At 72.3% G+C, this 11,966-nt stretch carries 8 protein-coding genes; 4 read left to right on the forward strand and 4 right to left on the reverse strand.

The window, feature by feature from the left end:
* On the reverse strand, positions 1–1,871 hold a 1,871-nt coding region (alaS, locus tag HA630_RS07710; protein ID WP_166833873.1), incomplete at its 3' end, for an alanine--tRNA ligase.
* A 159-nt stretch (positions 1,872–2,030) separates the two neighbouring features.
* Positions 2,031–3,107 (reverse strand): nitronate monooxygenase family protein, encoded by a 1,077-nt coding sequence (locus HA630_RS07715; protein WP_166833875.1) that lies wholly within the window; start codon positions 3,105–3,107, stop codon positions 2,031–2,033.
* Between the two features lie 106 nt (positions 3,108–3,213).
* Here HA630_RS07715 and HA630_RS07720 point away from each other — a divergent pair, with 106 nt between their 5' ends.
* Genes HA630_RS07720 through HA630_RS07735 form a run of 4 tightly spaced genes read left to right on the forward strand, consistent with a single transcriptional unit; the run spans position 3,214 to position 10,088 of the window.
* Positions 3,214–3,729, forward strand: coding sequence for a dihydrofolate reductase (locus HA630_RS07720; protein ID WP_166833877.1), 516 nt, complete (start codon positions 3,214–3,216; stop codon positions 3,727–3,729).
* A gap of 8 nt (positions 3,730–3,737) precedes the next feature.
* Positions 3,738–6,380 (forward strand): ATP-binding protein, encoded by a 2,643-nt coding sequence (locus HA630_RS07725; protein ID WP_166833879.1) that lies wholly within the window; start codon positions 3,738–3,740, stop codon positions 6,378–6,380.
* Complete coding sequence (locus tag HA630_RS07730; RefSeq protein WP_166833881.1) at positions 6,364–7,164, forward strand: GAF domain-containing protein; 801 nt, start codon at positions 6,364–6,366, stop codon at positions 7,162–7,164. The genes HA630_RS07725 and HA630_RS07730 overlap by 17 nt, the downstream gene beginning before the upstream one ends.
* The gene (locus HA630_RS07735; RefSeq protein ID WP_166833883.1) at positions 7,161–10,088 is read left to right on the forward strand and encodes an ATP-binding protein; all 2,928 of its coding nucleotides are present in this window, start codon (positions 7,161–7,163) and stop codon (positions 10,086–10,088) included. The genes HA630_RS07730 and HA630_RS07735 overlap by 4 nt, the downstream gene beginning before the upstream one ends.
* Positions 10,089–10,119: 31 nt before the next feature.
* On the opposite strand, the gene HA630_RS07740 is transcribed toward HA630_RS07735, so the two are convergent.
* Both HA630_RS07740 and HA630_RS07745 read right to left on the reverse strand, forming a co-directional pair.
* Positions 10,120–11,262 carry a two-component system response regulator gene (locus HA630_RS07740; protein ID WP_166833885.1) on the reverse strand — a complete coding sequence of 381 codons (1,143 nt, stop codon included), beginning with the start codon at positions 11,260–11,262 and terminating at the stop codon, positions 10,120–10,122.
* The coding region (locus HA630_RS07745; RefSeq protein ID WP_166833887.1) for a response regulator at positions 11,259–11,966 on the reverse strand (708 nt) is incomplete at its 5' end. The genes HA630_RS07740 and HA630_RS07745, both read right to left, overlap by 4 nt.

Below are 11,966 nucleotides of genomic sequence, written 5' to 3' on the forward strand. Positions count from 1 at the left end.
ATTTCGGCGTTGACGATGGCCTCGATCTGGCGGATTTCGGCGTCGGTCACCGGGGCGTTGTGGGCAAAGTCGAAGCGGGTGCGCTCGGCGTTGACCAGCGAGCCTTTTTGCTGCACGTGGCCGCCCAGCACTTCGCGCAGGGCCTTGTGCATCAGGTGGGTGGCGCTGTGGTTGCGCACGGTGGCGGCGCGCAGGGCGGTGTCCACCTCGGCGGCCACGTGGTCGCCCACGGCCAGGGTGCCTTGTTCCAGCACGCCGTGGTGGCCGAAGACATCGGCCTTGATCTTCAGGGTGTCTTCGACCGCGAAGCGGGCCGAGCCGCTGGTCAGCGCGCCTTGGTCGCCCACCTGGCCGCCGCTTTCGGCGTAGAAGGGCGTGGTGTCCAGCACCACCACACCGGTCTGGCCGTGCTTCAGTTCGGCCACCGGGGTGCCGTCCACGTACAGGGCCAGCACCTTGGCCTGGGTGGCCAGCTGCTCGTAACCGACGAAGGTGTTGCCGGCACCGGTGTAGTCCAGCGCCTTGTCCATTTTGAACTTGCCGGCGGCGCGGGCCTGGGCTTTTTGCTTTTCCATGGCGGCTTTGAAGCCGGCCTCGTCCACGCCCAGGCCGCGCTCGCGGCACACGTCGGCCGACAAGTCGAGCGGGAAGCCGTAGGTGTCGTGCAGCTTGAAGGCCACGTCGCCGGGCAGCACCTTCGCGCCGTCGGCCAGCGCGGCGTCCAGGATCTGCATGCCGTTTTCCAGCGTCTCGTAAAAGCGCTCTTCCTCGGCCTTCAGCACCTCGGTGATGCGCTGGGCTTGTGCCGCCAGGTTCGGGTAGGCCGCGCCCATCAGGCGCACCAGGTCGGGCACCAGCTTGTGGAAGAACGGTGCCTTGCGCCCCAGCTTGTAGCCGTGGCGGATGGCGCGGCGCACGATGCGGCGCTGCACGTAGCCGCGGCCTTCGTTCGACGGAATCACGCCGTCGCTGATCAGGAAGGCGGTGGCGCGGATGTGGTCGGCGATCACCTTCAGCGACGGGTTGGCCAGGTCGCTGCAGCCGGTTTCGCGGGCGGCGGCCTGGATGAGCGCGTCGAAGATGTCGATTTCGTAGTTGCTGTGCACGTGCTGCAGGATGGCCGCCAGGCGCTCCAGGCCCATGCCGGTGTCCACGCAGGGGGCGGGCAACGGGGTGACGGAGCCGTCTTCGTGCATCTCGAACTGCATGAACACGTTGTTCCAGATCTCGATGAAGCGGTCGCCGTCTTCTTCCGGGCTGCCCGGGGGGCCGCCGGGGATGTGGTCGCCGTGGTCGTAGAAAATTTCCGAGCACGGGCCGCAGGGGCCGGTGTCGGCCATCATCCAGAAGTTGTCGGACTTGTAGCGGCCGCCTTTGTTGTCGCCAATGCGGATGACGCGCTCGGGCGGCAGGCCGATTTCCTGGGTCCAGATGTCGTAGGCCTCGTCGTCCTCGGCGTACACGGTGGCGAGCAGGCGCTCGGCCGGCAGCTGGTAGACCTCGGTCAGCAGTTCCCAGGCCCATTTCAGCGATTCGCGCTTGAAGTAGTCGCCGAAGGACCAGTTGCCCAGCATCTCGAAGAAGGTGTGGTGGCGGGCGGTGTAGCCCACGTTTTCCAGGTCGTTGTGCTTGCCACCGGCGCGCAGGCAGGCCTGCACGGAAGCGGCGCGCACGTAGCTGCGCTTGTCGGTGCCCAGGAACACGTCCTTGAACTGCACCATGCCGCTGTTGGTGAACATCAGTGTCGGGTCGTTGCCGGGCACCAGCGGGCTGGACGCGACCACGGTGTGGCCCTTGGCGGCGAAGAAGTCCAGGAAGGTCTTGCGGATCTCGGCCACGGAGGCCACGGGTGTCGCGGAAGGCTGGGTCATGGTCGGCTGCGGCGTGGCGGCACCACGCGGGGGGTCGGGGTTGAGGGGCCGGCGCAGCGGCGCACGGGCACCGGCTGGGCTAACCCTTCATTTTAGCGACAGGCACCGCCGGGCGACGGTCGGGCACGCCGAAGCGGCCCGCCGTGGCGCGGCCGGCGCTCAGGTCCGCCAGCCGCTGGCCAGTGCCTGGGTCAGCGCGCCCGCCGGCAGGGGGCGGCAGGCGGGCGCGCCCTGGCCCGCCCACAGCGGGGTGAAGTCGCTGCGGCCCGCGCTTTCGGCGGCGGCGCGCAAGGGCGCCATGGCGCTGGCCGCCAGCGGAAACGCCGGGGCCAGCGGGTTCAGGCCCACCGTGCCGGCGGCCAGTTCGCGCATGGCGCGGTTGACGATGCCGCGCGCCGGTCGCCCGGTGAACAGGTTGGTCAGCGCGGTGTGCTGTGCCGCGTCGGACCGCAGCGCCTGGCGGTGCAGCGGCGTGGGGGTGGCCTCGGGGCACAGCAGGTAGGCGGTGCCCACCTGCACGCCGGCTGCGCCCAGGGCCTGCGCGGCGGCCACGCCGGCGGCGTCCACAATGCCCCCGGCCGCGATCACCGGCACCCGCACCGCGCGCACCACCTGGGGCAGCAGGGCGAAGGTGCCCAGCTGGGTGGTCAGGTCGTCGGTAAGGAACAGGCCGCGGTGGCCGCCGGCCTCCAGCCCCTGGGCGATCACGGCGTCGGCGCCGTGGGCTTCGAGCCAGCGCGCCTCGTCCACCGTGGTGGCGCTGGCTAGCACCTTGGCCCCCCAGGCCTTGACCTGCGCCAGCAACGCCGGCTCGGGCAAGCCAAAGTGAAAACTCACCACCGGGGGGCGGAAGGCGGCCAGCAGCTCGGCGGCGGCGGCGCTGAAGGGGGCGCGCGCCGCCACGGCCGGGCCACTGGGCGGCGGCAGACCGGCCTCGGCGCAGAACGGCGCCAGAGCCCGGTGCCAGGCGGCTTCGCGCGCCGCGTCGTGCGTGGGCGGGCGGTGGCAGAAGAAGTTGACGTTGTAGGGGCCGGCCGCCTGCGCCTGCAAGCGCTGCAGTTCGGCACGCAAAGCGTCCAGGCTCAGGGTGGCGGCGGGCAGGGAGCCCAGGCCGCCAGCGGCGCACACGGCCAACGCCAGCGCGCTGTCCTGCGAGCCGGCCATGGGCGCCTGGACCACGGGGTGACGCAGGCCCAGCCAGGCACAAAAGGGAAAGGCGGCGGTGGTGTTCGGCATGCGGGCATTGTGCCCAAACCGGGCCGGGCGGTGGCGGCGGATGGGCCAGGACGGACCATACCCCCCGGCCAGCCACGGCGGGGCGGGGCTGCTATGCTGGGCCGCCATGCGCATCAACCTCATCTACGCCCGCGCCGCCAACGGCGTCATCGGCCGGGACAACGCCATGCCCTGGCACCTGCCGCAAGACCTGGCGCACTTCAGGCGCCACACCCAAGGCTGCCCGGTCGTCATGGGGCGGGCCACCTGGGAGTCGCTGCCGGCGCGCTTTCGGCCCCTGCCCGGCCGCCTGAATCTGGTGCTGACGCGCGACCCCCAGCGCGCCGCGGCGCTGCAGGCCGAAGGCGCCGTGCCCGTGGACAGCCTGGAGGCGGCCCTGGCCCGGTGCCGCGCTCAAACGCCCGCCCCGGCCGAGGTCTGGGTCATGGGCGGCGCACAAATCTACGCCCAAGCCGAACCGCTGGCGCAGCGGGCGCTGGTGACCGAAATCGACCGCGTGTACGACGGCGACGCCCACGCCCCCACCCTGGGGCCGGACTGGACCGAAACCGCCCGCGAGCGCCACCGCAGCGACGACGGGCTGGCCTTTGCCTTCGTGACCTACGAGCGCCGGCCCCGCTGACCCGCGCCATGGCCTGGACGCTGACCGACGCACTGTCACTGCCCCACCCGGCCCCCAGCCCGGACGGCTGGCTGGTGGCGCTGTCGGCCTTGGCCGCCGTCACCGCCTGCGTGCTGGTGATGCAGATCACCGGCCTGGCCCACAAGGCCGCGGTGCCGCTGCAGGCGCGCCTGGCCCACCTGAGCGCGGCGCTGACCCTGGGCACCGGCCTGTGGGTGGTGCACCTGTTGGGGGCGTTTGCCCTGGGGCTGCAGGGCACGGCCCTGCCGGCCGACGACGGCGGGCTGCTGCTGTCGATCGTGCCCACCGTGGCCGCGGCCTGGCTGGGCCTGGACCGGCTGGCGGCGCCGCCGGTGTCGTACCGGCGCTGCGCCACCGCCGGGCTGCTGATCAGCGCCGGCATGCTGGGCAGCCACATCGGCGCGGTGGCCGCCGCCGGCACCCCCTGGACGGCGCTGCTGGGCTGGCACGACCTGCCGCCGCTGCTGCTGTCGGGTCTGGGCTTTGGCTGGGCCTTCTGGCTGCGCCTGGGGCGCGGCACGCTGGGCCGGTCAACCGGCCAGCTGCTCAAGCGCGACCTGCTGGCCGGGGGGGTGGCGGGGGCGGGGCTGGTGCTGAGCCACTACCTCTCGCTGCTGGGCATGCACCACGTGCTGGCGTCGCTGCAGGTGGGCACCGACCCGATCCGCCTGTCGCAAACCCTGCTGGTGTTCCTGCTGGTGCTGCTGGTGGCGGGGGGCAGCGCCACCTGGCTGGCCTACCGTCAGACCGTGCAGGCCCTGTCCGACAAGGAACACCGCTTTGCGGCCATTCTGGACAACGCGCTCGACGGCCTGGTGACTTTCGACGCCCAAGGCCGGCTGCTGACGGCCAACGTGCGGGCCCGCGAGCTGCTGGGACTGCCCGCTGACGGCCTGCCCGAGCGCCGGCTGCACAGCTGGCTGTGCACCGACACCGACGCGCCCGACCCCGACCCGCTGGGCCTGATCCGGCCCGGCGTGCGCGAACTGCTGCTGCTCAAGGCGGACAGCCGCCGGCTGGCGGTGCGGCTGTCGGTCGGGCAGGCCCGGCTGCCGCCACAGGACGTGTTCGTCGGCCTGCTCAGCGACATCACCGAGGAAACCCACAACCGCCGCCGGCGCCAGGAACTGCGCAGCGAACTGGCCTCGTTCGCGCGCGCCATGACCGAGCACAGCGTGTACGCCGAAACCAACAGCGCCGGCACCATCACCCGGGTCAACGAGGCCTTTGCCCGCATCAGCGGCCACCCGGCGGAGGCGCTCATCGGCCAGGACCACCGGCTGCTGCGCTCCGGCGTGCACCCCCGGGAATTCTGGGACGACCTGTGGGCCCACATGCGCAGCGGCCGGCCGTGGCGGCGCGAGGTCTGCAACCGTGCCCGCGACGGCCACCTCTACTGGCTCGACAGCACCGTCACCCCGGTGCTGGACAGCCACGGCCACATCCGCCGCATCGTCTGCATGAGCCACGACATCACCGCGCGCAAGGCCGACGAAAAGCTGCTGCGCAACACCCAGCAGGCGCTGGAGATGTCGAACCGGGCCGCCGGCATTGGCACCTGGGACCACGAGGTGGGCAGCGCGCAGGTGCACTGGTCGCCGGTGACCTGCCAGATCTTTGGTGTGCCCAGTGGCACCGCGCTTGGCCTCAGCGATGCGCTGGGCCGCGTGCGCCAGGTCCATGCCCTGCGCCTGGCGGCCGGGCGCGCCCTGCGGCACGGCCAGGGCTGGGACCTGGAGCTGACCATCGTCACCGCCGACGGCCGCGAGCTGTGGGTGCGACACATCGGCAACGCCGAGTGGCACGAGGGGCGCTGCGAACGGCTCTACGGCACGGTGCAGGACATCGACAGCCGCAAACGCCACGAACTGGACCTGGCCGAGGCGCGCGAAGCCGCCGAGGCCGCCTCGCGCAGCAAGGACCGCTTCCTGACCACCATGAGCCACGAGCTGCGCACCCCGATGAACGCCATCCTGGGCTTTGGCCAGATGCTGCAGATCGACCCCGAGCTGACCCCGCTGCAACAGGACAACGTGGCCGAAATCCTGCAGGCCGGCGGGCACCTGCTGGAGCTGATCAACGACGTGCTGGACCTGGCCAAGATCAACACCGGCAAGGTGGAGATGTCGCTGGAGCCGGTGCCCCTGGCCAACACCCTGCGCGACTGCGAGCAGCTGGTGCGCGGCCTGGCCGAGCGCCACGGCGTGACGCTGCACCTGCCCGAAGCCCCCACCGCCGTGCTGTGGGCCGACGCGCTGCGGCTGCGCCAGGTGCTGCTCAACCTGCTGACCAACGCGGTGAAGTACAACCGCGCCGATGGGCAGGTGGTGGTGGCGCTGCAAGCCGGGCCCCGGGGCCAGCTGCGGCTGGAGGTGAGCGACACCGGTCGGGGCATCCCGCCCGAACGCATGGACGACCTGTTCAAGCCCTTCCAGCGGCTGGACACCGACGGCGCCAGCATCGAAGGCACCGGCATCGGGCTGTGCATCACCCGGCAACTGCTGGAACTGATGGGCGGTACCATCGGCGTGCGCAGCCAGCCGGGGCTGGGCAGCACCTTCTGGATCACCCTGCCCCTGGCGCCCACCGCCGCCCCACACCCGAAGGTCCCACATGCAAGCACCGCCTGAGCTGCCCCGCGAAGCCGAACGGCTGGCCGCCCTGCACGCCCTGCGCATCCTGGACACGGCCGCCGAGGCGGCCTACGACCAGGTCGTGGACTTCGTCTGCCAGCAATGCCAGGTGCCGATGGGGCTGGTGACCCTGGTGGACGCGGACCGCCAGTGGTTCAAGGCGCGGCGCGGCGTGGCGCTGAGCGAAACGCCGCGCCGGGTGTCGTTCTGCGGCCACGCTTTGAGCGAGGCGGAGCTGCTGGAGGTGCCCGACGCGCTGAAAGACCCGCGCTTCGCCGACAACCCCCTGGTGACTGGGGCGCCGTTCATCCGCTTTTACGCCGGCGCGGTGGTGCACGACGAGGCCGGGCTGCCGCTGGGCACCGCCTGCGCCCTGGACACCGTGCCACGCCAGCTGACACCGCAACAGCGCCAAGCGCTGCTGCAGGCCGCGCGCAATGCCGCCCTGCTGCTGGCCCTGCGCGCCAGCAGCCAGCGCATGCTGGAACTCCATTCCAGCCTGGCCGACAAACAGGCCGCGCTGGGCCAGCTGCAGGCCGTGGCCAGCCACGCGCTGGCGCAGCACCAGCCGGCCTTCCTGTCCCACATGGGGCACGAACTGCGCACCCCGCTCAACCTGATGCTGGGCTACGCCCAGACGCTGGACCTCGACCCCCGGCTGGACGCGCAGCACAAGGACAGCGTGGAGGAGATCCTGCGCGCCGGCTGGCAGCTGCTGCAACTGCTGGACGCCGTGCTGCAGTCCAGCGAGCGCCAGCGGCCAGACGGCACCCCACCATGAGTGCCAGCGACACCCAGACACCCGGCCTGCGCCGCCTGTTGCTGCACCCCCACGCCTTCTGGCTGCTGTTTGGGCCGGTGGTGCTGGTGCTGGTGGTGCTGGGCTACGCCACCGCCCACCTGCTCACCGACCAGAGCACCGACCGCATGGAGCGGGTACAAACCATCTGGGCGCGCGGCTTGGCCAACCAGGTGCAGGCCACGGTGCAACGCCACGTCCAGGACCTGCGCCGCCTGGCCGGCCTGCTGCAGAACACCGCGCCGGTGGGCAGCCAGACCCTGCCCTACTGGGACAGCGCGCTGCGCAGCCTGGTGCGCGAAGCCCCGGCGCTGAGCGCCGTGCAATGGTTCGATGCCGACGGCCGCGTGCGCCTGGCCGCGCACCAAGACCCCGCCGCACCCGCCGTCGCGCTGCCCACCGCCTGGCGCGACGAGGCCCTGGCCCTGGCCGACCGCACGGTGCTGGTGCACACCGCCCCCAGCGCCCCCGACGACAGCGCCGCGCACGACCGCCTGCAGCTCATCACCGTGCTGCGCAACACCCAGGACCAGGCCACCGGCCTGCTGGTGTTCACCGTGCACCTGCCCACCGTGGTGGAACGGCTGCCGCGGGAAAACGCCTTCCAGACGCACACCTTTCTGCTGGACGACCGCGGCTGGTTCATCGGCCACAGCGAGCCGGCGCCCACGGCCCGGCCGCGCCACGTGCGCGACACCGACCCCGGCCTGTGGCCCGCCCTGGCCGACACCAGCGAAGTGGAAGGGCGCCACCGCTCCCCGCAGGGCAGCTGGACCTGGCACACCCTGACCACGCCACTGCTGGCCCCCGCCGGGGTGCCGGTGGCGGGCGACACCACCCTGCGCCTGCTGACCCAGCTGGACCCGGCGGTGGTCACACAGATCCGGCGCGGCTTCATGGGGGTGCTCATCCCCATGGTGCTGCCGGTGGTGCTGTTCATCGGGTTGATGCTGCGCTGGCTGGTGGGCCATGCCCAGCACCTGGAGCGGCACCGCCTGCGCCTGGACATCAGCAACCAGGCCGCCCGCATCGAGGCCTGGGAAATGGACGCCCAGACCGGGGCCATCCACTGGCTGTTCGGCAAGAACACGCCGCAGGCCTACCGCAACGCCATGCCGCGCTCCTTGAGCCAGTTCCTGCCGCGCATCGTCGGCCCCGGGCAACGGGACCAGCTGCAGCGCGCCCTGGACCACACCCGCCGCCTGGGCACCCCGGCCGACCTGGAGCTGGACTACCAGCTGCCCGCCGGCGAGCAGCGCGCCCTGCGCGTGGTGGCCCACGCCGAGTGGCAGGACGGGGCCTGCCAGCGCATCCACGGCATCACCCAGGACATCACCCAGCGCAAGCGGCGCGAACGCGCGCAGGAGCAGGAACGCGTGCGGCTGGACAACATCGTGCGCAGCATGAACGCCGGGGTGTGGGAATGGGACGTGGCCCGCGGCCAGATCAGCGTCAACGACGAATGGGTGGCGATGCTGGGCCACACCCTGGACGACTTCGGCCCCCTGACCTACGAACGCTGGGTCGAACGGCTGCACCCGGAAGACGTGGGTCAGGCGGTGAAAAACCTGAGTGACCACTTCAACCTGGGCAAGAGCCACTACGAATCGCGCTTCCGGCTGCGCCACCGCGACGGCCACTGGGTCTGGATCCAGGCCAGCGGCGTGGTGACCGCGCGCGACGCCCAGGGCCGCCCGACCCAGATGTTCGGCACCCACCAGAACATCAGCGACCTGGTGCTGGCGCGCGAACAGGCCGAGCAGGCCAACCAGGCCAAGAGCCAGTTCCTCTCCAGCATGAGCCACGAGCTGCGCACCCCGCTCAACGCCATCCTGGGGTTTGCCCAGATGCTGGGCCTGGACGCACGGCTGGACCGGACGCAACGCGAGTCGGTGGACGAAATCGGCCAGGCCGGGCAGCACCTGCTGCGGCTGATCAACGAGGTGCTGGACCTCAGCCGCATCGAGGCCGGCCAGGTCGAACTGGTGCTGGAGCCGGTGGACCTGGCCGCCCTGGCCGAAGCCAGCCGCCAGCTGCTGCAACCGCTGGCCGAGGCGGCGGGGGTGACGCTGAGCTGCCACCTGCCTGCGCCGCTGCACGCCCTGGCCGACGCCACCCGGCTGCGCCAGGTGCTGGTCAACCTGCTGTCCAACGCCATCAAGTACCACCGGCCCGGGGGCTGGGTGCGGCTGAGCGCGCGGGCAGACGGCACCCACCTGCGGGTGATGGTGGCCGACAACGGCCCGGGCATTGCGGCAGAATTCCAGCCCCAGCTGTTCCAGCCCTTTGCCCGCGGCCCGCACACGGCCGGCGGCATCGAAGGCAGCGGCATTGGCCTGAGCATCAGCAAGGGCCTGGTGGAAAAAATGGGCGGCCACATGGGCTTTCTGCAACCGCCGGGCGGCGGCTCGGTGTTCTGGTTCACCCTGCCCGCCACCCCCCTCACTCCCACGGAGACGACGATGTCCCCCGACACCGACACCCCCCCCAGCGGCCCGGCCGCGCGCCAGCAGGTGCTGTGCGTGGACGACAACCCCGCCAACCTCAAGCTGATCCGGCGCATCCTGGCGCTGCGCCCGCACCTGGAATTGCTGACGGCCGAATGCGCCCGCGACGGGCTGGCGCTGGCCCTGGCGCACCGGCCCCGGCTGATCCTGCTCGACATCAACATGCCCGACCTGGACGGCTACCAGGCGCTGCAGGCGATCCGCGCCGAGCCGAGCCTGGACGGCTGCGTGGTGGTGGCGGTCACCGCCAACGCGATGCCACGCGACATCGAACGCGGCCAGCAGGCCGGCTTTGCCACCTACCTGACCAAGCCGTTCGACATCCACGACTTCCTGCGCCAGGTGGACCGCCTGCTGGAGCCCGTGGCCAGCCCCGCACCAAGCGCCACCGCGGACTGAAGCGGTCCTGCGGGGCCGCGCGAACGCGGGTTCAGACCCGTTCGCCCGGCTCGGTGTGGCGCAACCAGATCGCGTCCCACTGCGGCTCGACCCGCTCCCAGGCGTCGATCACCTCGGGCGCGAACTGGCGGCCGCGCCCGGCCCGCAGGTACTCGCACACCGCGGCCCGGGCCCAGGGCGCCTTGTGCGGCCGGCGCGAGCGCAGGGCGTCGTACACATCGGCCACCGCCAACAGGCGCGCGCCGGCCGGAATCTGCCCGGCCTGCAGGCCCAAGGGGTAGCCACTGCCGTCCCAGTGTTCGTGGTGGCTCAGGGCCAGGTCGCGCGCCAGCGCCAGAAAGCCCAACGGTCCGGCGCCGGCGTCGCGGTCGGCCGGGTCCTGCGCCAGCGGCACGCCCAGCTGGGCTTCGGCCGCGCTGATCACGCTCTGCAGCGCCTGCCCGCCCAGTTCGGCGTGGGTCTGGACGCGTTCGCGTTCCTCCGGCGTCAGGCCGCCCGGCTTGCACAGGATGGCTTCGGGGATGCCGATCTTGCCCAGGTCGTACAGCGCGGCCGCGCTGACCAAGCGCTGGCGCCCTTCCGGGTCGGCCCAGGCCTCGTGGCCGGGCTGGCCCGCCAGCTGGCCGGCCAGGCAGTCCACGTAATGCTGCACCCGGCGGGTGTGCTGCGCCCCGAGTTTGCCCAGCGCGTCGCCCATGGCCGCCAGCGCGCCCATGCCCGCCTCCAGCGCGGCCACCCGGCCGTGCAGGGCGCGGTTGGCGCTGGCCAGCCGGTCCTGGGTGCGTTTGAGCTCCAGGTGGTTGTGAACCCGCGCCCGCACCAGCGCCGACGGCGCCGGCTTGACGATGTAGTCCACCGCGCCGCAGGCAAAGCCCTCGATCTCGTCGCGGCTGTCGCCGCGGGCGGTGAGGAAAACGACGGGGATGCGGGCCGTGAGCGGGTCCTGCTTGAGGCGGCGGCAGACCTCGTAGCCGTCCAGCCCGGGCATGACGACGTCGAGCAGCACGATGTCGGGCAGCGTCCCGCCGCGCACCCGGGCCAGCGCGGCCGCGCCGCTGTCGGCCAGCTCGACGCGGTAGTGCTGCTCCAGTGCGTGCCGCAGCAGCAGCTGGTTGGCCGGGGTGTCGTCCACCACCAGCACGGTGGGGCGGTCTGCGCAAAGGTCGGTCGTCATGGGGCAGCGGGGGCCGCATCGGGCGGCGTGGTGGCGGGGGTGGCCGGCCGGGCCTGCGGCAGCCAGCGCAACAGCACCTGGCGCAAGGTGGGCAGGTGGATGGGTTTGGGCACGAAGTCGTCCATGCCGGCGGCCAGGGCCTGCTGGCGGTCGGCGTCGAAGGCGTTGGCGGTGAGCGCGACGATGGGCGTGGGCGCCAGCCCTTGCTCGTGCTCCCAGGCGCGGATGCGGGCGGTCGCGGCGATGCCGTCGAGCACCGGCATCTCCACGTCCATCAGCACCAGGGCCGGGCGCAGGCCGCCGCAGACCGCGTCCACGCCCTGCTGCCCGTCCTCCACCACGGTGTGGGCCAGCCCCAGGCGCTGCAGCATGTGGACGATGACCATGCGGTTCATCGGGTGGTCTTCCACCACCAGCACCTGGCCCGGCCAGGCGGACGGGGCGGGCGGCTCGGCGCCGTCCACTGTCGCGGCGGGGGTGCCGGCGGGGCCGAACGCCTCGGGCGCGTGCAGCGCCACCGGGGCCGGTGGGGCCGCCTCGGTCCCGCTGGCCGGGTCGGTACCGGCGGCCGGCGCGGCGCACAGGGGCACCCGGAACCAGAAGCGCGAGCCCTGCCCGGGGGTGCTGTCCACCCCGGCCTCGCCACCCATCAGGTGGCTCAGGCTGCGCACGATGGACAGGCCCAGCCCGGTGCCGCCGTACTC

It is taken from the genome of Aquabacterium sp. A08, assembly GCF_011742065.1.